The sequence below is a fragment of the Halarcobacter sp. genome (assembly GCF_963676935.1).
In the GTDB taxonomy this organism is placed as follows: Bacteria; Campylobacterota; Campylobacteria; order Campylobacterales; family Arcobacteraceae; genus Halarcobacter.
On sequence record NZ_OY781470.1, the window covers coordinates 1,534,896 to 1,557,326 of the forward strand.

The 22,431-nt window shown below is 26.6% G+C and carries 26 protein-coding genes; 7 read left to right on the forward strand and 19 right to left on the reverse strand.

What is annotated here, in order from left to right:
- Positions 1–17: 17 nt before the first annotated feature.
- The 7 genes from ACKU4C_RS07475 to ACKU4C_RS07505 are packed head-to-tail and all read right to left on the reverse strand — an operon-like array spanning position 18 to position 5,744.
- A complete protein-coding gene (locus ACKU4C_RS07475; RefSeq protein ID WP_321315815.1) occupies positions 18–578 on the reverse strand; it encodes a histidine phosphatase family protein in 561 nt (186 codons plus the stop codon).
- A complete protein-coding gene (locus tag ACKU4C_RS07480) occupies positions 571–1,314 on the reverse strand; it encodes an adenosylcobinamide-GDP ribazoletransferase (protein WP_321315816.1) in 744 nt (247 codons plus the stop codon). Before ACKU4C_RS07480 ends, ACKU4C_RS07475 begins: the two co-directional genes overlap by 8 nt.
- Complete coding sequence (locus ACKU4C_RS07485; RefSeq protein WP_321315818.1) at positions 1,307–2,701, reverse strand: cobyric acid synthase; 1,395 nt, start codon at positions 2,699–2,701, stop codon at positions 1,307–1,309. Before ACKU4C_RS07485 ends, ACKU4C_RS07480 begins: the two co-directional genes overlap by 8 nt.
- Complete coding sequence (locus ACKU4C_RS07490; protein WP_321315819.1) at positions 2,702–3,193, reverse strand: bifunctional adenosylcobinamide kinase/adenosylcobinamide-phosphate guanylyltransferase; 492 nt, start codon at positions 3,191–3,193, stop codon at positions 2,702–2,704. It abuts the gene before it with no gap.
- 2 nt (positions 3,194–3,195) lie between these two features.
- The gene (gene cobT / locus ACKU4C_RS07495) at positions 3,196–4,254 is read right to left on the reverse strand and encodes a nicotinate mononucleotide-dependent phosphoribosyltransferase CobT (RefSeq protein WP_321315821.1); all 1,059 of its coding nucleotides are present in this window, start codon (positions 4,252–4,254) and stop codon (positions 3,196–3,198) included.
- Positions 4,255–4,262: 8 nt separating this feature from the next.
- Positions 4,263–4,886: a 5,6-dimethylbenzimidazole synthase gene (bluB, locus tag ACKU4C_RS07500; protein WP_321315823.1), complete on the reverse strand. Its 624-nt coding sequence runs from the start codon at positions 4,884–4,886 to the stop codon at positions 4,263–4,265.
- A gap of 3 nt (positions 4,887–4,889) precedes the next feature.
- Positions 4,890–5,744: a phosphotransferase gene (locus ACKU4C_RS07505; RefSeq protein ID WP_321315824.1), complete on the reverse strand. Its 855-nt coding sequence runs from the start codon at positions 5,742–5,744 to the stop codon at positions 4,890–4,892.
- Positions 5,745–5,868: 124 nt separating this feature from the next.
- On the opposite strand from ACKU4C_RS07505, the gene ACKU4C_RS07510 reads away from it, so the two are divergent.
- The 4 genes from ACKU4C_RS07510 to cbiB are packed head-to-tail and all read left to right on the forward strand — an operon-like array spanning position 5,869 to position 9,310.
- Complete coding sequence (locus ACKU4C_RS07510) at positions 5,869–6,621, forward strand: metallophosphoesterase family protein (protein ID WP_321315826.1); 753 nt, start codon at positions 5,869–5,871, stop codon at positions 6,619–6,621.
- Complete coding sequence (locus tag ACKU4C_RS07515; RefSeq protein ID WP_321315828.1) at positions 6,618–7,415, forward strand: class I SAM-dependent methyltransferase; 798 nt, start codon at positions 6,618–6,620, stop codon at positions 7,413–7,415. The genes ACKU4C_RS07510 and ACKU4C_RS07515 overlap by 4 nt, the downstream gene beginning before the upstream one ends.
- A complete protein-coding gene (locus ACKU4C_RS07520; RefSeq protein WP_321315830.1) occupies positions 7,416–8,420 on the forward strand; it encodes an aminotransferase class I/II-fold pyridoxal phosphate-dependent enzyme in 1,005 nt (334 codons plus the stop codon).
- A 2-nt stretch (positions 8,421–8,422) separates the two neighbouring features.
- Positions 8,423–9,310, forward strand: coding sequence for an adenosylcobinamide-phosphate synthase CbiB (cbiB, locus tag ACKU4C_RS07525; protein WP_321315832.1), 888 nt, complete (start codon positions 8,423–8,425; stop codon positions 9,308–9,310).
- On the opposite strand, the gene ACKU4C_RS07530 is transcribed toward cbiB, so the two are convergent.
- The 7 genes from ACKU4C_RS07530 to ACKU4C_RS07560 all read right to left on the reverse strand — a co-directional run bounded on the left by ACKU4C_RS07530 (position 9,281) and on the right by ACKU4C_RS07560 (position 15,078).
- Positions 9,281–10,243, reverse strand: coding sequence for an iron ABC transporter permease (locus ACKU4C_RS07530; protein ID WP_321315834.1), 963 nt, complete (start codon positions 10,241–10,243; stop codon positions 9,281–9,283). The genes cbiB and ACKU4C_RS07530 overlap by 30 nt on opposite strands.
- Positions 10,240–10,938: an ATP-binding cassette domain-containing protein gene (locus tag ACKU4C_RS07535; protein ID WP_321315835.1), complete on the reverse strand. Its 699-nt coding sequence runs from the start codon at positions 10,936–10,938 to the stop codon at positions 10,240–10,242. Before ACKU4C_RS07535 ends, ACKU4C_RS07530 begins: the two co-directional genes overlap by 4 nt.
- Entirely contained in the window at positions 10,922–11,746 is an 825-nt protein-coding gene (locus ACKU4C_RS07540; protein WP_321315837.1) for a helical backbone metal receptor, read from the reverse strand. Before ACKU4C_RS07540 ends, ACKU4C_RS07535 begins: the two co-directional genes overlap by 17 nt.
- A gap of 1 nt (position 11,747) precedes the next feature.
- Entirely contained in the window at positions 11,748–13,592 is a 1,845-nt protein-coding gene (locus tag ACKU4C_RS07545; RefSeq protein WP_321315839.1) for a TonB-dependent receptor domain-containing protein, read from the reverse strand.
- Positions 13,593–13,610: 18 nt separating this feature from the next.
- Positions 13,611–13,787: a hypothetical protein gene (locus ACKU4C_RS07550; RefSeq protein WP_321315840.1), complete on the reverse strand. Its 177-nt coding sequence runs from the start codon at positions 13,785–13,787 to the stop codon at positions 13,611–13,613.
- 73 nt (positions 13,788–13,860) lie between these two features.
- A complete protein-coding gene (locus ACKU4C_RS07555; RefSeq protein ID WP_321315841.1) occupies positions 13,861–14,571 on the reverse strand; it encodes a sulfite exporter TauE/SafE family protein in 711 nt (236 codons plus the stop codon).
- Positions 14,572–15,078: a hypothetical protein gene (locus tag ACKU4C_RS07560; protein WP_321315842.1), complete on the reverse strand. Its 507-nt coding sequence runs from the start codon at positions 15,076–15,078 to the stop codon at positions 14,572–14,574. It abuts the gene before it with no gap.
- Positions 15,079–15,363: 285 nt separating this feature from the next.
- Here ACKU4C_RS07560 and ACKU4C_RS07565 point away from each other — a divergent pair, with 285 nt between their 5' ends.
- Positions 15,364–15,987, forward strand: a complete 624-nt coding sequence (locus ACKU4C_RS07565; RefSeq protein ID WP_321315843.1) for an HAD family hydrolase — start codon at positions 15,364–15,366, stop codon at positions 15,985–15,987.
- A 3-nt stretch (positions 15,988–15,990) separates the two neighbouring features.
- Here the strand turns inward: ACKU4C_RS07565 and dgt are convergent, their stop codons facing one another.
- From dgt to ACKU4C_RS07580, 3 genes are read right to left on the reverse strand one after another with little or no spacing between them, the layout of a single operon-like run.
- Positions 15,991–17,427 (reverse strand): dGTPase, encoded by a 1,437-nt coding sequence (dgt, locus tag ACKU4C_RS07570; protein ID WP_321315845.1) that lies wholly within the window; start codon positions 17,425–17,427, stop codon positions 15,991–15,993.
- 35 nt (positions 17,428–17,462) lie between these two features.
- On the reverse strand, positions 17,463–18,320 hold the full coding sequence (locus ACKU4C_RS07575) for a HAMP domain-containing sensor histidine kinase (RefSeq protein ID WP_321315846.1): 858 nt from the start codon (positions 18,318–18,320) through the stop codon (positions 17,463–17,465).
- Entirely contained in the window at positions 18,310–18,969 is a 660-nt protein-coding gene (locus tag ACKU4C_RS07580) for a response regulator transcription factor (RefSeq protein WP_321315848.1), read from the reverse strand. The genes ACKU4C_RS07575 and ACKU4C_RS07580 overlap by 11 nt, the downstream gene beginning before the upstream one ends.
- 123 nt (positions 18,970–19,092) lie before the next feature.
- On the opposite strand from ACKU4C_RS07580, the gene ACKU4C_RS07585 reads away from it, so the two are divergent.
- Together ACKU4C_RS07585 and ACKU4C_RS07590 are read left to right on the forward strand one after the other, a co-directional pair.
- Positions 19,093–20,859, forward strand: a complete 1,767-nt coding sequence (locus ACKU4C_RS07585) for a Na/Pi symporter (RefSeq protein WP_321315850.1) — start codon at positions 19,093–19,095, stop codon at positions 20,857–20,859.
- Positions 20,849–21,085 (forward strand): hypothetical protein, encoded by a 237-nt coding sequence (locus ACKU4C_RS07590; protein ID WP_321311056.1) that lies wholly within the window; start codon positions 20,849–20,851, stop codon positions 21,083–21,085. Before ACKU4C_RS07585 ends, ACKU4C_RS07590 begins: the two co-directional genes overlap by 11 nt.
- Here ACKU4C_RS07590 and ACKU4C_RS07595 read toward each other — a convergent pair.
- Both ACKU4C_RS07595 and purU read right to left on the reverse strand, forming a co-directional pair.
- Entirely contained in the window at positions 21,078–21,542 is a 465-nt protein-coding gene (locus tag ACKU4C_RS07595; RefSeq protein ID WP_321311058.1) for a tRNA (cytidine(34)-2'-O)-methyltransferase, read from the reverse strand. The genes ACKU4C_RS07590 and ACKU4C_RS07595 overlap by 8 nt on opposite strands.
- Before the next feature lies 1 nt (position 21,543).
- A complete protein-coding gene (purU, locus tag ACKU4C_RS07600; protein ID WP_321311060.1) occupies positions 21,544–22,377 on the reverse strand; it encodes a formyltetrahydrofolate deformylase in 834 nt (277 codons plus the stop codon).
- Between the last annotated feature and the right edge of the window lie 54 nt (positions 22,378–22,431).

Sequence of the window (22,431 nt, forward strand, 5' to 3'; positions counted from 1 at the left end):
TTAAGTTGAAATTATGATTAAATAAACTTATGATTTAAATATAAGTCCAAATTATAATTAAAAGCATCTAGATAATCAATCTTAAAAAGGAAATCAGTATAATCTTTATTCATAAGTAAAGAGTGAAGCATTCTCATGGTACCACCATGGGTACAAATCAATATTTTTTTGTTTTTTGGAAGTGAGTTTAAGAATTCTTTTATTCTTTGTTCAAAAGACTCTATAGGCTCTTCACAAATATATGAATACCAAGTATTTATATTTTCTAAATACTCTTGTTTGTAATCATCATTTTGCTCTACTTCCTCAAAAGATTTTCCCTCTATATTTTTTTTGAATTTCATCTCTCTTAATCTATTATCACAAATATATTCATCACTTATATGTTTTACAGTATCTACACAACGCTTCAAATCTGAGGTATAAATTAAATCGAAGTTCTGTTTAGAAAGCAACTCTTCAATCTTTGAATGTTCAAACAACTGCATATCCAAACCAATATCACTATCATAACCTATATATCTCTTTTGATATTCTACAGGTACAGCTGCGTGTCTTAATAGAGTAATCTTAGACATAAAAACAAACTCCTAAAGCTAATAGTATCTCAATACTTTCTAAAATAAAACCTAAGACATCTCCATTTAAAAAACCTAAAGCTTTTTTCAAAAAAATTGTAATAAACAAAGCAATTAAAAATGCTAAAGGAATAAAAATAAGAAAACTAAAATTAGTAAATAAAAAAACCAAAAAACCAAAAAATATAATAGAAGTTAAAAAACTTTTTGGCTTAAAACTATCTGACATCATAGTTACAAATGGGGATTTAAACCTAGAAAAATAGATTGTAAACTGAACACTTAACCTACTTATTATCAATATAGCTACAAGCTCTAATAAATAGTCATGATATAAAAGATATGAGAATCCAGCTATTTTTAAAACTACAAAGATAATTGAGTATAAAACTCCTATTGCACCAACTGTTGGCTCTTTTATGATCTTATAGGCATCTTTGCCACTATGTTTTGCATATATTGCATCTGCCACATCAAGTATTGCCTCTGTATGTATAAAACCATAAAGGATAAAATAAACACAAGTAGCAATAATAGCAGCCAATATTGGGATTGAATCAAGTAGTGAGTAAAGAAGTATTGTAAAACTTCCTAAAACTAAACCAACAAAGGGTAAGAAGAAAACTGTATAGTTTAAAACCTCTTTTCTTGATATATCATCATCTTTTTTAAAACTTACAGGAAGGATAGAAAAGTAACTAAATACAAATTTTAGCCCAAGAATTATATTATTCATAAATACTCTTTTTTATAGTTTCTATATCAATTCTCTTTTTTAATTGTGAGATAAAACTATTTATAGTTTTTTGTTTATACTCTTCAAAATCAAAACCTTGATAGTTTTTATCTATAGCTTTAAAAAGTTTGTTTCGTAAACTATCATTATCAAAAATTGCATGGGCAAAAGTTCCTTTGATATTTTTGTTTTCAAAGTATAAAGGGTATTTTGAAGAGTTACCGTGATGTATCTCAAAGCCATTTACTTTACAATCAAAGATTTCATACTCTTTTTTCTCTAAAATCTTCTTTTTTTCAAAAACTATCATATCATCTATAAAAGCAAACCCCTCTTCTGCTGTAGGAGTTTCATTTTCTAGGGCATACTTATCATCTAAAGAGTTAAAAAGCATCTCATAACCACCACAAATACCAAAAATCTCTTTTTTGAACTCTTTAATATTTTTAAAAAGTCCAGTTTTTTTAAGCCACAGTAAATCTTTGATTACAAGTTTAGACCCTGGTAAAATAACCATATCATATTTGTCTAAAGGGATATTTGACTCTATAAACTCTAGGTTTATATTATCATCTGATACAAGTGGTTCAAAATCGTTGAAATTACTCATATATGGATATGAGATTACTCCCACATTTATGATTGCTTTTTCTTTGTTTTGAATATAGTTTTTTAAGCTTTGTGAATCTTCAAAGCCAAAATTAAAGGGTGTATATGGAAGCACACCTAAAACTGGAATTTTAAACTCCTCTTGGATAATCCTAACCCCCTCATCAAAAAGAATTAAATCCCCACGAAACTTGTTTACAATTACACCTATTACATTTTCTCTTAACTTTTTAGGTAGTAAATTATATACTCCATAAATAGATGCAAAAACCCCACCTTTTTCTATATCTGCAATAAGTATGATTTTTGTATTGTACTCATCTGCTATAAAGATATTTGAAAGGTCTTTATCCATAAGATTAAGCTCAACAGGACTTCCAGCTCCTTCACAAACAACAACATCATACTTTGAATCAAGATAATCAAAACATCTTTTTACAGCTGGTTTAAGTATGTCTAAATCCCTATAATATTCCTTAACATCTTTATTTGTTACAACCTTACCTTCAACTATAAGAGAAGCTGCACTACCACGACCCGATTTTAATAATACTGGATTTAAGTGATATGAGGTTTTTACTCCTAAAATCCCAGCTTGAAAATATTGTGCAACTGCAATCTCACTTTTATCATCACACACAAAGGCATTGTTTGAAACATTTTGAGCCTTAAAAGGAGCCACACTTAAGCCCATATCTTGGATTATTTTTGCTATTACAAAAGTAAGGGTTGATTTTCCCGCATCTGAACTTGTACCAAATATTGAGATATTATTCATCTATTTTAATCTACTTTCAAGTCCAAATTTAACTTCATACACCTCATCGCAGATTTTGGCAAGCTTTTGTCCTATGATTCCAGTTAAATCTACAAATCTTCTACTATCTTTATCAAAAGGGATTACTCCTGAAGTTACTTCATTTAAAACAAAAACTATATTACAATCTAGTTGATCTAAAGTCTCTAGTTGTTTTAAAAGTTCTTCTTCCTCTTTTTCAATATTATTAAATATCCACATAGAGATACAATCTACTAAATAAGTCTCTTTTTCTTTTATCAATTTAGTTAAATCTTTTGACTCTTCTAAAGTTGTAAAATTATCTTCCCTACTCTTTTTGTGTTTATCCACTCTTTTATGCATCTCTTTATCATCATAAGAGTTATCATAGGTTGCTATATAAAAAGGCTTGTTTGATGCAAGGCTTAAGGCTTTTAACTCCGCAAGGTTTGACTTACCACTTTTTTGTCCACCAAAATATAAAACTTTCATATTTATCCCAAAAAGCTTTCTATTTTTTCTGTTATGGTTTTTTTATCATGTCCATTTAAAAATCCATAAGCTAAAGCAGCCCCTGCTCCAACCCCCTCTTTTGCTTCTCCACTATCATAAAGTTTTAGTGCAGGATGGCTTGATAAAGCAAAATCAAAATCAGCATAATAAGCATTTAGTTTAAAATCAAGCATCTCTAAAAGTGCTTTGATATCACTATTTTTATCATCATATACCCACTTTGTAGTACACAAAGATAAGTTAGAAGTTTCAAACTCTGCTTCCATAGTTTTTAATACTGCATTTACTATTAGAAGGATACAAGCCATTTGAGTTCCACCTGCTAAGATCACTTTTAGTTTATTGTTTAAGCCTAAAATAACTCCAGCATAAAATATAAGCATATTATCTGCAACTTTACTAAGTACTGAAAATAGATCATCCTCTTTTGAAATATTTTCCAAAGCTTTATTGATAGTTGTATTTCTAATACTATTTGGAACCTCTTTAAATGAACTACTAAACATCTCCCTACACTTATATCCCAATGCCAAAGCAGTTGCAGTTGCGGTTGTTGTTCCACTTGGTACTGATTCTGCTAAGATTAAATAATCATCTTTTAATTCATAAGCTTGTCCAAATACTAATCCCTTTTGAAAAACTGCCATTGCATCTATATTTGCACCCTCAACAATTGATTTTGATGGTTCAATTTGCATATTGTGTATTTTGAAGTATTCTAGTTTTGGTTTTACTTCTATACCTAAATCAAGAAGTTCTATATTTGAAAAGGGGTTTAAAAGATGAACTGCTCTTGTTATAAGTGCAGGGGTAGGAACACCTTTTGGTGTTTTTGCAACATCCTCTAAGCTTCTTACCTCTCCACTACATAAAAACTCACTATCTAGTGTTGGGGTTAAATATATTTGACCTGGAATTCCAGCTTGTGTAATCCCTTCTATATTGGCAGTTGCAGTATTGCTCATAGCTAAAATATATGTTGCTTTTTTACCTCGCAAACTTTCAACAAAATCTATATTTCCAATTATACTTTTTATCATCTTCTTTCCTATAAAGTTTTTATATCTTTTAAACTCTTTTTCTTTTCCCATTCTATTTTTAATAGTTCAGGCTCTTCTAAAAACTGATCCACATATCCTATTGCTAAATAAGATACTAGTTTATACTCTTTGCCAATAGCAAGTATTTTCTTTACTTTTTTAGGCTTTAATATACTTATCCAACCAACTCCAATATTATATGCTCTAGCCATAAGCCAAAGGTTTTGTATAGCACAAACTACACTATACTCTCCCATTTTCTTTTGAGTTGTTTGCCCTAATATCTTTCTTTTTGGTTTTTCATATAATACGGCTAAATTGATATAAGACTCTTTTATACCTTCAAGTTTCAACTTTGGATATATTTCACTGTCATTAAATATCTTTTTTGCTTTCTTGTTTTCTTTTTCAAACTCTTTGTATATCTTATTTCTTTTATCTTTGCTTTTTACAATAACAAATTTCCAAGGTTGTGAAAAACCAACAGAGGGTGCACTATTTGCTGCAGTTAAAATCTCATCTAAAATTTTATCATCTATTTTCTTTTTTAAAAATCTATTACCTCTAACATCTCTTCTTAGAAGTATAATATCTTTTAGGGTTTTTATATCATTATCATTAAACTGTTTCATCTGTTAAATCATTTCATCTATTATTTGGAATTTTTTTAAATACTCGGCGTAATCTTTTTTAGTGTTTTTATATACTCTTTGTAAAGAGTAATATAAACAGGCATATAAAAGATATTCTTTAAAGCTTTCTTTTTTTATTTGTAATTTTGAATATTTATTATAAGTGTTTAATATTAGTTCATAAAAACTTTTATTGAATCTGTAATCCTTGAAACACCAACTTATTACTACAACAGCTATATCAAAATTTATATTACCAAAACATGACTGTGTAAAATCATATACACCACTTAATTTTTTATCTATAAACTTTACATTGTCAGGGAAAAGGTCTCCATGTATTAATGCATTTGCTTTTAAATCTATATCTTTTACTTTTTGATACTTTTGTTTTATTTCTTCTCTTATCTTACAATCAGATAAAGAATAAAGCATCTTTTCAAAATTTTGTTTTGAGTAAACATCATTTTTGCTAACTTCAATCTCTTTTATAGAGTGCAAGCTTACTAAAAAAAGTGTTATTTGTTTGAGATGATTTTTAGTAATACTCTTTATTACATCCCCTTCAATATACGAAAAAAGTGTTATTGGTCTGTTGTTATATAGATTTATTTTCTTTGAAAGTACATTTGGGACATTTAAACTTTTTATCGCTTTTAAAATCTTGATTTGATTTTCTATATCTTTAACAGATGAATCTTCATATAGTTTAAACACATATTTTTTACTTTTTGACGTTCCAATATATGTAGTATCACTAATACCAGTTGAGGTCTCTTTTATCGCATTAAAACTTACTCTTGTATCTTTTATTAAACAATTTATCTCTTTTAATGTAAGCTTTGTTAAAACACCCAATAAGTTAAACCTTGATTTTTTATATTATTATATCAAAGCAAGTTATATAGCTTTGTTAAAAGCAACAACTAGGGCAAGATTAATTATAATTTCATTAAAAAATAAAATAAAGGTCAATACAAATATGCAAATAGCGATTTTATCTGATATTCATTCAAATGTTTATGCGCTACGAGAAGTTATAAAAGATATTAGAAATAGAGATATTGAAGTGGTTTTAAACCTTGGAAATATGTTTTATGGACCAATAGAGCCAAGAGCAACCTATGAACTAATAAGAGAGAATAAATTTATAAACATCTGTGGGAATCAAGATAGAGAGATACTTGAAGCAAGTTTAGACCAATTAGAAAACAATCCTACGTTAAAATACGTATATGAAGATTTGGGGGAAGAGGTTTTATACTGGATCCAAGATTTACAATTTGAAAAGATAATTGGTGGCACATACTATATGGTTCATGGAACTTATTTTGATGATACACAATATCTATTAGAAGATATCTCATTGGGTGAAGTTAAACTAAGAAGTGATGAAGAGATTATAAAACTAACAGATGATATAAAAACACCTTTTATCTTTTGTGGACACTCACACCTACCAAGAGTTCATAAACTAAACTCAGGACAAATTGTAATAAACCCTGGTTCAGTTGGACTGCAAGCATATGAAGATGAACTTCCAACTAAACATAAAATAGAAAACCATACCCCTGATGCTGCATATACTATTTTAACAGTTGAAGAGAATCAATATAGTATTGAACAAGTAAGAGTTGCTTATGACTTTGAAAAAGCAGCAAAAAAAGCAGAAGAGAGGGGAAGAGAAGATTGGGCATATGCTTTAAGAGAAGGGAAAGTTATAAATAAAAAATGAATGACATAATAGAAAATACATTTGATGATGTGGCAGAAGATTATGATATAAATGAATATTTTTTAATTACAGCAGAAAAAATGCTCCAAGATATATCCTATAAAGATAATCTAAATATTCTTGATTTATCATGTGGTACGGGACACACAACATTACTATTAGCACAGAAATTTAGAAATTCATCTATTACAGCAATTGACATTTCTGCTTCAATGATTGAAGTTGCAAGTAAAAAAGCAAAAGAAAATAAATTTGATAATATTACTTTTAAAAAAGAAGATGTAACAAAACTTGATTTTGAAAAAAACACCTTTGATATAATAACTTGTGGTTTTGGCTTATTTTTTTATCCAAGCATGGAAAATTGTTTTAAAAATTTTATGGAAATATTGAAAACGGATGGAACATTTATATTTTCATCTTTTAGCAAAGAAGCTTTTACTCCTTATGGAACAATATTTGAAAAAACTTTAGAAAAAGATTTTAATTTAGAATATCCAAAAGGTGGCAATAATTTTTTAGAAACAAAAGAAGAGATTGAAGAATTAATCTTTAGTATAGATAGTTTAAAATATGAAACAAAAAAAATATCTATATCAAAAAATATTACCCTAAACCAATGGTGGGAAATATTGAATTCAGCAGGATATAAAGGGATGTTAAACCAATTATCAAATAAAGATTTAATCAAATTCAAAGAAGAGCATCTAAAAGAGATTTCAGTGCATTGCAAAGAGAAAAAGATTCTTTTACAAACAAATACCTTGATTACAAAAGTACAAAAAGATATATAAATGAAAAAATTTGAACATGGAGGGGATATAAACTCTTTTGCAAAAGAGTTAAAATGTGAAGTTGAACAAATAATTGATTTATCTTCAAATATAAACTTCTTAAAACCAAAAACTAATATTCATAATCTTGATATCTCTTCTTATCCCAAATATGACCTGCTTTATGAAAGTATTTCAAACCATTATAATATAAAGAGATACAATATAGAGCTCTTTAATGGGGCAAGTTCAGCTATTTTCACTTTGTTTAAACATTTTGAACTACAAGATTGTATTATATATTCTCCTGCATATTTAGAATACAAAAAGGCTGCAAAACTCTTTTCATATAAACTTCAAAAAATAAATAGATTTGAAAATTTAGAAAAAGAAGTTAAAAAAAACTCCCTTGTAGTTTTTGTAAATCCTTCAACGCCTGATGGGAAATATTATAAGCTAGAGAGACTAATGAGATATTGGTTTAAACAAAACTGTACAATCTTAATAGATGAAAGCTTTTTAGAGTTTACAAATAAAAAATCAATAACAAAATATATAAATGAATATGACAAACTATATATTCTAAAATCTATGACTAAGTTTTATTCATGTGCGGGAGTTAGAGTTGGCACTATAATATCTTCCAAAAACAATATAAAAAAGTTAAAAGAAAAAGAGCCTTTATGGAAACTTTCTACATATGATATGAATTATATAATTGAAGTTTTAAAAGATACAAAATTCACTAAAAAAACTATCAAAAAAACCAATAAAAATAAAGCCTATTTACAAGAGATTTTATCTTCATATAACTTCATAGAAAAAGTGTATAAAAGTGATGCAAATTTTTTACTTTTGAAGTTAAAAAATATTGATAGTAAAACTTTACAAAATCATCTAAAAAAATATAAAATCATGGTAAGAGATTGTTCAAATTTTGATTTTTTAGATTCTTCTTTTGTAAGGATTGCTGTTAAAAACGAAGACTCAATTAAAGCTTTAAAATATGCTTTGGATAGGATTTAAAATTGTATTTTTCTCTTGCTTTAATTGCTTATATCATAGACTATTTTTTTGCAGAATTTGAGAAAATAAAGTATCTAAAACATCCAATAATATATATGGGAAACTACATAAAATGGTTTGAAAACAGATTCTATTTGGATAATGTTTTTAGGGGTTTTATACTTACACTAAGTTTGCTTTGTATAGTGTTTACTATTACTTTAGCTTTAACATATGTGGATAATATATTTTTTCAAGGTTTTCTTTGTTCTTTTGCTATCTCATCAAATATGCTTTATAAAAGTGTACAAAATGTAATACAATCAGATAATCCAAAATATGCAATTTCAATGCTAGTAAGTCGTGATACAAAAGATATGAATGACAGGGATATAAATAAAGCAGCTATAGAAACTTATGCAGAAAATTTAAGTGATGGTGTTATCGCTCCACTTTTTTATATGATATGTTTTGGTCTTGTTGGAGCCTTTATTTATAAAGCAATAAATACTTTAGATTCTATGGTTGGATATAGAAATAAAAGATATGAAAAGTTTGGAAAATTTTCTGCAAAACTTGATGATGTAGCAAACTTTTTACCAGCTAGAATAACAGCACTTTTAATTGCCCTACTTTTCTTTTCAAAAAAAGCTTTTTTACAGTTTCAGAAATATGGTAAAAAACATGAAAGTTTAAATGCAGGATTACCAATATCGGCTATGGCTTTAGCTATAAATATAAAACTTGGAGGTCCTACATCTTATTTTGGTAGAGTAAAACAAAAACCCTACTTCGGAGATGAAAAAAAAGAGATAAAAAAAGAGGATGTAAAAAATGCTTTGAGTATAAAACTAAAACTAGATATATTTATTATAACAATTTTATCTATTCTTACTATTTCTTTTTATTAGTAAATATACAAAAAATGGTGCTCCAATAAATGAAGTTACTACTCCAATAGGCATACTAGAAGCTGTATTTAGATTTCTAGCTATTAAATCTGAGATTACTAAAAATACTCCTCCATAGAAAAATACAGGGAATATAAGCCTATGTGCACTCTTTTTATAAATAAGTCTTATTGTATGAGGTATTATAAGTCCTATAAAGCCAATAGGTCCAACAAAACTAATACTAATACCTACAGCAATAGATACAAGTATTAAAAGAGTTAGATTAACTCTATTTACATTTATACCTTTTAAAAATGCCATATCATTTGATACTAAAAGAAGTTTTATCTCAGATTTAAATCTATAAACACAATATAAAAATAAAACTGCAATTATAGAAACTATAATAGGTGTGTTAAAACCTACAATATCTAAACTACCTAAAGTAAATCTAACAATTGTATAATTCTCTTGCAAAGTGCTTAAAAAGAATACTAACATAAGTGCTGAAGAGTAAAAAAAAGATAAAGCAATACCAACAAGTAAAATTGAGTTTGTTGAAGCTAATAAAGAGTTTTTATTTATAATTCTTGAAATAAAATATAAAATCATAATAGTTATAAAAGAACCAACTATTCCTGAAATATATAAAGCAAAAGTTGGTAGGAATACTATTGATAAAGCAGTAAAAAGTGTAGTTCCACTTGCAATACCTAAAGTATATGGAGTAATCAATATATTTTTAAATATCGTCTGAAATATAAGTCCACTAAGACTTAAAATTGCACCAACAAAAAAAGCTAAAACAATTCTAGGAACTCTTAAATCCCAAAATATCATATATGATGTAGTATTTGAATCAAAAATATCACCAAAAGATATACTATTCTCACCAAAAAATGGAGATAAAACTATCAAAAATACTGATACTATATAAACAATATTTCTCATAAGTTTACCACCAAATGATTATTTACTATTTTTAAAGAACTATTATAAAACTTATCTAAATTCTCTTTTGAAAAAAACTCTTCTGAAGTTCCAAAAAATCTTACCTGTCCCTCTTTTAAATAAAGTATTTTATATTTTAAATGAAAAGCCAAATCAAGATTATGTGTAATAATTATCTTTTGTTGTAAATATGGCATTTTAAAGAGTGTATAAACCTCTTTTACCCTTGATATATCCATATTTGCTGTTAATTCATCAAAGATAGTTATTTTCGCATTATGAATCATACTAGAGGCAAGTAAAAGAAGCTTTTGCTCTCCGCTACTTAACTCTTTACAAGGTCTATTTTTTATCTCGTCTATACCAATCAATGATATAACTTCATCAATTTTATTTTTTTCTACTTTATCTATAAAACATAATTCTAAAAATTCATATACAGTAATATATTCATCAAAAATATCTAAATTAGAAGGTATATAGTTTATGTATTCAACTCTTTTTTTATCATCAAGTTTAGAAATATTTTTTTCAAAAAGAGTTACACTTTCATTTTTTATTATATAAGATAATACTTTCGATAAAGTGGACTTTCCGGCACCATTTTCACCAAGTATAATTAAATCTTCATCTTCTTTTAATGAAAAACTTACATTATCTAAAATATGATTTGAATAATTATCTATACTTAACATCTTCTAATATCTTTTTAAAATCTTGAATAAAATAGTTTACTCTATTACTAGGAATTCCTGCATAATCTTTATCTATCACATAAATATTCCCACTTTTACTTGCATTTATAGGTAACTTATTCCACGAACTTTTTAGTTGCTCCTTTGTTAAGTTTTGAGATTGCATAAAAGGTGCCAATAAAATTACTATATCAGGATTCATATTTATGATTTTTTCTACATTTACTACAGGTTGGCTTTTTGATTCAGATTGATAAGCATTTTTATTTCCTGAATAAGTTATTATATCATTAAAATACAAATTATTTCCAGATATATATATTGATCTGTTTAAGTCAAGTCTAGGACTTATCACAATCATAATTTTTTTATTTGTTATAATATTTTTTAGGCTATCAAGATTTGTATTAATCTCTTTAATTATATTTTTTGCCCTATTTTGCTTATTTAAAATATTACCGATTTTCATTATTGTATTTTGGATAGATTCTAAATTATCTGTTTTAAAACTATAATAATTTAGATTTAAACTCTCTAAGTTTTTTAACAACTTTTCATCATAATTTTGTGCAAAAACTAAAGTGGGTTTAGATAAAAGTATTTTTTCCAATGAAATAGTTGAATAACCACCAACTTTTAATATTTTTTTTGATTCTTCTGGATAATCACTATGTAAAGTATTGGCAACAATATCTTTACCACTTCCTAATGCAAATACTATCTCATTTAATGAAGGGGAGAGAGCTACAATTCTCTCTTCCCCTATTAAATTAGAAATTAAAACTAATATAAATAAAAACTTTTTCATATTAGAAACTATACTTTAATCCTACTGTAACACTTCTTGGACTTGATGCATATCCATCAACAACTTGATAATATTTGTCAAACATATTTTCTACTTTTAGAAAAGTAGTAACATCTTTTGTTAGTGTATAATTAGCAACAGCATTCCATACTGTATATCTACCTGTTTGAGTACCTTTTTTATCTAATTGTTCAAATCTATCACCTATATATTCACCATTGATATTTAGATGTAAATCTTTAAATCCATAATAATCTAAACCAAATTTAAAATCATCTTTTGGTCTTCTTGCTAAATATTGATTATCTTTATTTTTAGCACTAAGTCTTGTATAACTTAAAGATAAAAGAAAATCATCTAAGAAATTTCTTTTATATGAGATTTCAACACCTTCAAACTTTGATGTACCATCTTGGTTAATATAAATTGCATCATTATTAAAGTAATTTAATGGTGTTGGATCATACCAATCAATTAAATCATCAACTTTTTGATAAAAGTAAGTGAATTTAAAATCTTCATATTCAAAACCAATATCATATGACTTACTTGTTTCAGGTTCTATATTAAAGTTAGTACTTCCCCATGGATTAATATTATTAATTAAAAGAGGTACACTATAAGAAGTTCCTGCATTTGCAAATAATGAGAAGTCTGAAGTTAAATTATATTTTGCTCCAACTTTTCCTGTTAATTTATTATCAAAATTGTCAAAAGCATCATATCTTAAAGACTCAGTTAAAATTAAATCTCCAAAACTATTGCTGTTTGTTGCATAAAAATATTTTGTTTTGTTAGATGCAAAGTTAGATGTTCTATCTGCTTTTGTATAATCCATCTCATCTTTACCTGCACCCATTCCTAACAATAAGAAATCATTGTCAAAATAAGAGATAGTGTCGGATAATTCAACATTTGTAGTTTCATTATCTGTTAATTTAACACCCCACGTTGTACCTTGTTGATCTCTTTTTGTTTTTGTTTTTTCTAAACTAAAAGAGATATTATGATTTTTATATTTTTGTTCAAAACCTAAATTATAAATTTTAGTATTAGAATCATTTTTCATAAGAACATCATTTGTCCCACTACTATCATATGCTTTTAAAGAATCTATATCAACAACTGAAAAGTTTAATTTTGCAGAATCATTAATATAGTAATTACCTTTTAAACTCAATGTAGTATTATCATATTCATCATTTTCTAAGACATCTAAATATTGATTTCTTATTGCTTGGGATGAAAAACTATCTGATTCAATTTTTTGAGCATCAAATTTTAAATCAAAGTCTTCATTTTTATATGATAGTTGTGTAGCAAATTTATGTGTATCAAAGCTTCCAACTTCTGTTGAAACAAAACCATGAAAGCCATCTTTTGCATCTTTTGTAATTATGTTTATTACACCTGCTGCTGCATCTGCACCCCAAATACCACTTTGTGCACCTTTGATTACTTCAATTCTCTCAATATCAGTAACCATTAAACTTGAGATATCAGTACCACTGATACTTGAATGATCTTTAAATTTTACTCCATCAATTAAGATTAAAGTTCTATTATTACTTGACCCTCTTAAGTTCAAAGATACAGTACTTCCTATTCCACCATTACTTGTAAAAGTAATTCCTGGAAGAGAATTTAATGCATCAATAACTGAAGTAAAATGTCTTTCTTCAATATCTTGTCTTGTTATTACATCAACATTTGAAGTAATATCTTTTATTGATTGTTCAGACTTAGTTGCACTTACGATTGTGATAGTTGATAATTCTTGTGAAAAAAGATTTGTTGCTAATAGTAGTCCAGCAACTAGACTTGTAGTTATTTTTTTGTTTTCCATGGGTTATTTGTCCTATTTTTATAAATTATTTGTTGAATATTGTTTAACTGGCTTTAATGCTTTAGATAATAAAAGCTTTGTAATTTTTGGTAAATTAGTACTAATTAGTGATGTGATTCTACTAAAATAAGAGTGTATCTTAATATTAGTTGTAGCTAAAAGAATACCAAAAAATGAAAAGTATTTTTTATTCATAAACTTATACCTCCTTTAAATTTTTTTTGTATTATAGTAAAAAAGATATAAATTTATAGAAATAATAATTTTATTAGATATGACAGCTTAATATAGATTTATTTGGATCTGTTAAATACTCATACCCACTATGAATTATATAAATCCCAAAAAGTATAACTAAAATAGATGCTATATTTATAAACAAGTTTCTAAGAGCTATTTGTTTAAATATACCAACAAAGAAACCTAAAGAAAACATTGCAGGAAGTGTACTTAATCCAAAAATCAACATAACAAAAGCACCCCATAAAGGACTTCCTGTACTAGCAGCAGTTATTGCAAACACATAAACAAAACCACATGGCAATAATCCATTTAACATTCCCAATAAATAAAAACTTGTAAGGGAATCTGAACCAACTAAAGACCTAAAAGTTTGTTGATATAGTTTTGATTTAGATACAGAATACTCTAAAGATGTAAGAAATTTTAGTTTTCCACTAAGTGATAATCCTACTAAAATCATTAGAACACCAGTTGTAACAAGTAAAATTCCACTTGTTACATTATCAAATGTTACAACTCCACCTACAAATCCAAATATAAAACCCAAGATAACATAAGTAGTAATTCTTCCAAATGAATATAAAATATGAGAAATAGATTGTCTAGTTTTAGACCAACCATTATCTATCTTTGTACTTGAATAAGCAACAACAATCCCTCCACACATACCAATACAATGACCAAACGAACCTAAAAAGGCTATCGAAATAATTGTTAATATACTTATACTTTCCATCTATTCTTCACTTAATAATTTTTTTCTTAATAGAGGATTAGTTAAATTCTCACCTCTATACATTTTTAAAAGCATTTCATCAAAAGCTATCATATTTTTACCTTTTTTTTCGTAAGCACCAAAACCATAATCCATAGGTGTTTTATCTGTTTTCGTATACCAAGCTTTTCTTCCATCGATATATTTTTTTGAATCATTTGTATATACCCAAACTGTGGCCTCATCTTGAAATTTTATATTTTTAAACCAAAGTGCAAAACAACCAACATCGTCAAAAAACCAAGTTTTTCCATCTGGAGAGACTGCTTGTACTGAGTGTTCTAAAGTTTCTATTGTCATTCCACATTGTGTATCTTGAAAATGATGTAAACCAATATCTAATGGTTTATGTTCATGATTTCCTTCTTGAATTGTAACCATTTTTTTCTGATTTGACATAGATAAAAAAGTTATTACAATTATGATGATTAAAGCTACTACAGTAAATATAGGTAAAAGTTTTCTCATAAATAGTTATTCCTAAAAAAAAATACGATAATAATATATAAACTATCTTGATATATTAATAAAAAAGCTCCACTTTATCAGTGAAGCTTTATAAAAAAATTGAATAATTTGAAAATTAAAATTATAAATAGTAGGAGAAATTTAATTTTCTTGTTAATTGTAGTTTACTAACTTAATGTTAAAAAATTGTTAATTGTCTATTTTAACAGTTTTTATACAAAGTTTAATGCAATATTTTCCACTAAAAATATATAATAGATTTTTATTTTTAATATAAGGATTTTTATGCGTTTAATTATGTTTGATATGGATGGGACTTTGATTGATAGTGGTACTTCTATAACAAATACTATAAATTATGTTAGAGAAAATTTAGGTTTTGAAAAGATGGAAAAAACTTTTGTTTTAGAAAAACTAAATGATCCAAATATAAATGCTGCAAAATTCTTTTATGGAACTGAGAATTTTACTGAACAACAAAAAGTACTATTTGAAGATTATTATCATAAACACTGTTTAAAAGATTTAGAGATTTATGAAGGTATGGAAAAACTAATTGATGACTTAAATGGTGAATTTACCCTTGCTGTTGCGACAAATGCAAGTTCTATTTTTGCCAGAAAAATGTTAGGACATTTAGAGATTGAAAAATATTTTAAATCAATATTAGGTTATGATAGTGTAAAAAATCCAAAGCCACACCCTGAAATGGTATATAAAATCTTAGATAATCACAATATACAAAAACAAAATGCTCAAATGATTGGTGACTCACATAAAGATATAATGGCTGCAAATAATGCAGGTATAGACTCTGTTCTGGTTAATTGGGGATTTTCAAATCATGATAAAGATGCAATTGAAAATATTGAGGAGCTTGAAAAAAGAATCTATGAAAAGTTTAAATAGATTCTAAATCAAAGCTTCTAAAGTTTTGTATTCATTTAAAGCAAAATCATCTGTCATACCTGAAATATAATCAATCAACAATCTAGCTCTATAATACCACTCTTGTATCTCATACTTTTCACTATCTTCTTTGTTTAATTTGCCAATAGCATCTTTATAGGCAACTATATGCTTAGCAGATAATCTTCTTATAAGTCTTTGAGATAAAAAACAAGAGATTCTTTCCCCTTTTACTAACTCTTCAAAATCTTCACTTGAAAGCTCTAAAAGAGGGGTATAATTTTCAAATAGAGAAGATAGTATTTTTTGCCCTTTTAACTCTAAAGTTTGAATATCTTTGTAATTGTATATATATTTTATAGAGATATTCTGTAAAACCTCTACAGCTTTTGTATATTTTGAATCTTTGTCATATTCTAAAAGTGCACTATTGAAATTACCATTAAAAATATCTTCATGGTTTTCTAAATATATATTTGAAACATGCTCAACTAAAGCATGTGTTAAGTTAGCTCTTGTAAGAGTTAAAAATAGATTAAACTGATAAGGTTCTTCTTCCTTTTCTTTAGCTTTATTATAAAACTTCCCTACCAATTCTAAAAGATAAGTTTCTTTCATCTTCTCACACTCATCTTTTATAAGTCTATAAATATCATCAAACTTCAAAATACCTTTATCTACTGCATCTTCCATATCTGCATTTAGATAACTAATATCATCGGCAGCTTCCATGATATATGTTATAGGAAATCTACAACCATCTTTTAAATCTAAATTCTCTTTTATCTTCTCAACAATCTCTTTTTCAGAATAATAAAAACCCGGTTTCTTTTTTAAATAGGAAAAAGGCTCTGTTTTAGATGGTTTACTTTCATATGCTCCTCTTGTATATTTTATAACTGAAGCAATCTGAGAATAAGATAGATTTAACCTTTGAAGTTTTGTTACAACTCTTATAGCCTGTGCATTTCCATCAAAACTACATAAGTCTTTAAGTAACATATCTTTAAAATCTTTATTTTCATGACTTACATCTACTAGATTTTCGAAAATCTTGACGCCTCTTTTACTCATCCAATTATTTATTGCAACTTCTGCAAAATGACCAAAAGGCGGATTACCTATATCATGAAGTAGACTTGTCATTTCAGCAATAGAAACAAAAGCATCTTGAAGTTTTTCTAAACCAACTCCACCTTCACTTTTTTTCAAAATTGTTTTAGCAATAAATCTTGCTGTTTGAGAAACCTCCAATGAATGTGTTAATCTACTTCTAACAGCAGCATTTAACTCTAAAGGAAAAACTTGTGTTTTCTTTTGAAGTCTTCTTAAAGCAGGTGCTGAAAGAATACGTCCCCTATCACTTTCAATAGAGATATTAATATCATCTATAGCATAAAATTCTCTATGGTTTGTTATTTTTTTAGTGTAATCAATCATACTTTATCTTTAATTTTTTTGATATTTTATTGAAATTACTCTTTTATAATGTTTTTAAGACTTAGAATAAATGAATTTCCCTCTTTTGTAGGTTCAATTTTTATTGCTATTTTATTTTTATCACAAAACTCTTTTACCATAAAAAGACCTAAGCCAAAGCCAGATTTTGAGCTGTCTTCCTGAAAAAACTTATCAAAGATAACAAATAGATTTTTTGTATCTATCTCTTTTCCTTTATTAAAAATTGTAAGATTTTTATTTTTATATGTGATTTTTATTAATCCATTGGTTTCTAAATTATACTTTAATGCATTTGAGATTAGATTGTCTATCATTTTTTGAAAACCGTTTTGATCACTTTGTAGTGTAATATTCTCAATATTAACTTCAATTTTTGTATCTTTTTTTAAATCATCAAATTTTTCTAAACTGTGATTAACAATATCATTCAATGAAAATGCTGAGATATCAACTCTATCAATCTCTTTTTTTATATGGTATTCCATATCTTCATAAAGTTTTAAAAGCTCATTTGAAGCTAACTTAATACGATTTAATCTTTTTATCGCTTTTTCATCTGTTATTTTTTTCTCTAACATCTGTGTATTTAGTTTAATTGTTGAGATAGGTATATTTAACTCATGCAATGTTTCTTTTACTGTTTTTTGAAGATTTTCATCACTTTTAAAAAGTGGTTCAAATATTGTTTTACTTAATAAAAGATATAAAACAAGTCCAAAAACTAATACTGTGAAAGTAACTATAAAAAAAGTATCTTGTGTAAAACCAATAAGTGAAGTAAGATAAAAATTAATAAATAAAGATAAAAGTAAAACAAATACGACAATTATCGAGTTTGTGATTATAAAATTTTTTCGTTTATTATAACTCAACTTTGTATCCTACACCTTTTATATTTTTTATTTTATCTTTTCCCAGAAGTTTTTTTAGATTATTGATATATACTCTAATTGAACCCTCACTATAATCTTCATTAAACTCCCAAAGCTTTTCTATAATCATCTCTTTTGTAACAATTGCCTCTTTTTTTTCTAAAAAAAGTTCTAATAAGTCAATAACTTTTCCAGCAATATAAATATCTTCCCCATCTTTTAGAACTCTTCTATTTTTAGGATCAAAACTTATTTCATCATTTAACTGGATATTTTCCATAACTTTTCCACTTCTTTTTAAAAGTGACATTATTCTTAAAAGTAATTCATCTAAATCAATAGGTTTTTTAAGATAATCATCACAACCACATATAAAACCTTCTGTTAATTTTTCTTTATCTTTATATGAAGTTAAATATATAGTTGGAGTATCATCAAGTTTTTCTCTTAACTCTTTTAATGTTTCTATTCCATCAAGTTTAGGAACATTTATATCAAAAAGGTATAAATCAAATCTATTTTCATAACATATTTCAAGTACTTGTTCTCCATCAGTTGCACCAACAACTTCAAAACCTTCATCTTCTAAAAAATCTTCTAAACTCTCTTTAAATAGTTCATCATCTTCTAAAATCAATATTTTATACAAATGTACTCCAATATATTATTATATGGCATTATTATAATATAATGGAGTTAATTTAGAGTTAAATTTAGCTTTTTTAAAAAGATATGATAATATATTATTATAATTTTAATATTTAGGTTTTATATGGTAAAAAAGATATTAATCATTTTTCTACTTCTAGTTACAGCATTTTATGTAATTTCTCAAGAAAATGTAAAAATCATCTTGGCGGGTATTGCTATTTTTCTTATTGGTATGCACTTTATGGAAGATGGATTTAAACTATTTTCTGGTGGTACTTTAGAAAAGATTTTAGAAAATTTTACTCAAAATAAATATAAATCTTTACTAACAGGTTTTATTACAACTTCTATTGTTCAAAGTTCTTCATTAATCTCTGTAATTGTAATCTCTTTTTTATCAGTAGAAATTTTATCACTTACTCAAGGTATGGCGATAGTATTTGGAGCAAATCTTGGAAGTACTACAACTGCATGGATAGTTTCTGCTTTAGGACTTAAAATAAAAATCTCATTATATGCAATGCCTATGATTATTTTTGGTGTAATTTTTAGGTTTTCAAAGAAAAATAATTATATAGGATTAGGTAATGTTCTTTTAGGTTTAGGTTTTATATTCCTAGGAATCTCTTATATGAAAGAGGGATTTGATACCCTAAAAGATGCTATTGATTTAGCAAAATATTCACTCCCTGGATTAACAGGAATACTAATCTACGTCCTAATAGGTATAGTTGCTACTGTTGTTATTCAATCAAGTAGTGCAACTATGGCTATTATCATTACAGCTTTAGCGGGTTCAAATATTTTGTATATAGATGCTTTGGCTTTAGCAATTGGAGCTAATGTTGGTACAACAGTTACTGCAATATTAGGTTCCCTAACCTCTAATCAAAATGGTAAAAGATTAGCTTTTGGTCACTTTGTTTTTAATATTACAACTGGACTAATTGCACTATTTTTAATATATACCTTAAGAGATATAGTTGATTTTATTTCTCCTTTATTTGGAATTGCCGAAGATAACTATTCTATGAAACTTGCACTTTTTCATACTATTTTTAATCTCTTAGGAATAATTGTATTATTGCCATTTATCACCTATATTGTTAAGTTATCAAAAAGATTTATAAATGATGATAAATATAAAAAAGCATCAAAGCCAAAGTATTTATCAAAAGAGAATATCAAAATACCATATAATGCTATGGTATCAATACAAAAAGAGGTTATAAACCTATATGAAAATGCCCAAAAAGCTATTTTGCATGCAATATCAATACATACAAGTGAACTCAAAAAAAGAGAAGACTTAGACAAGTTAACATCTCAACCTTTAAATAAAATAGATACCAACTTAGATGATATTTATCAAAACAATCTAAAACTCCTTTATAGTGAGATTATAGAGTTTGCTTTAATTTCTCAACAACATATGAATAAAGAACAAAATGAATATGTATCACAATTAAAAATAGCTTCAAGTATTATTGTAAAAATATTAAAAGATACAAGAGATATTCAAAAAAATCTAAATTTTTATCTAAATAGTAAAAATGAAGTAATAAAACAAGAATACCTAAATATAAAACAAGAATTAGCAACATTTATTTTTGAAGTGAATCAATTAAAAGATAATGATTTAGATGAGCTTGAAACTTCTACTATTATCCAGGTAAATAAAGATAAATTATCTACTTTGGATACAGAAAACAACAAAAGAATAGACGAATTAATAAGAAGTGAGCAAATTACATCTAAAATGGCTACATCTTTGATAAATGACACAACTACAACATTCAATATTTGTAAAAACTTACTTAGAATTGCAAATATTTTATTAGTAAAAGATGAAAAAATAAGAAAACTAGGGGAACATGATGAAGTTTAAAAAATTGATAGAAAATTTTGAAAATATATTTTCTTCAGATCAAAAAGAGATTGAAAAAAACAGTGATGAGATTGAAGAACTTATAGAAAAACTTCTTGATAAAAGAAAATCTTTAGAAAAAAAGATTAAAAAAGAAAAAAACAAAGAGGAAAAACACAACTTAGGGGAAAAACTAAAAGCAGTAAAACAATTGATAAAAAAAGCTAAAAAGAGTTTAGTTATTTAAACTCTTTAAAGTTTTGCCTTAAAGCTTCATATGCAACTATAGAAACAGAATTTGCAATATTTAAACTTCTTGCTTCATTTGTCATGGGAATAGTTACACAATTTTCTTTGTTCCTATCCAATAAACTTTCTGGTAGTCCTGCATCTTCTCTACCAAAATATATAAAATCCCCTACTTTATATTCTGCATCGAAATAAACTTTGTCAGTTTTTGTAGTAGCAAAGAAGTGTCTATCAGATAAAGGGTTTTTTGACCAAAAATCTTCAATATTCTCATATTCACGAACATCTAAATCATACCAATAATCAAGCCCCGCACGCCTAACCTCTTTTTCTGTAATCTCACCAAAACCATAAGGTTTTATTAGATGCAAAGTACAATTCATGGCAAAAGCTAAACGCCCTATTGTCCCAACATTTCCTGGGATTCTTGGTTCTAATAATACTATATTAAACATATTATAAAATTACTGTTTTATTTCCGAAAACAAAAACTTTGTCTTCTAAAAGATGTTGAAGTGCAGTAGATAATACAACTTTTTCTACATTTCGCCCTGCTCTTCTCATATCTTGCCAAGAATAAGTATGATCAACTCTTACAACATCTTGTGCAATAATTGGCCCTTCATCTAAATCATCAGTTACATAATGAGCTGTTGCTCCTATAATCTTAACACCTCTATGGTGTGCTTGTTTATATGGATTGGCTCCTATAAATGCTGGTAAAAACGAATGGTGTATATTAAGTACTTGTTGAGGGAAACTATTAACAAATTTAGGTGTTAATATTCTCATATATTTGGCTAATACGATTAATTCTGGTTCATACTCTTTGATTTGTTCAATAACTAAATCCTCATGAGCTTCTCTATCCATATCTTCTGCACTAATGCAATGAAATGGAATATCAAATTTTTCAACTAAATCTTTAAGATAATCATGGTTTGCAATAACAGCTTTAATATTTGCATCAAGTTCACCATCTATATATCTAATAAGTAAATCTCCTAAAACATGAGATTCTTTTGTTGCTAAAATTACAATATCTTTTTTAGATTTCAAATTTAACTTAACAGTGGAATCTTTAGGTAAAACCTCTTTTAATTCTTTTAAAAGTATATTTGGATTTAAATCACCAGAGATTACAGACCTCATAAAAAATTTATTTGTATCTTTGTCAACGAACTCTGCATTTTGTTCTATATTTAAGTGGTTTGCAAAAAGAATCTTAGATACATTGTAAACAAGACCTTTTTCATCGATAGTATCAATAAGAAGTATATATTCTTTCATTTTTTTCCTATATAAACAGTATTATTTCAAAAAGTTTGAAATAATACCATTTAT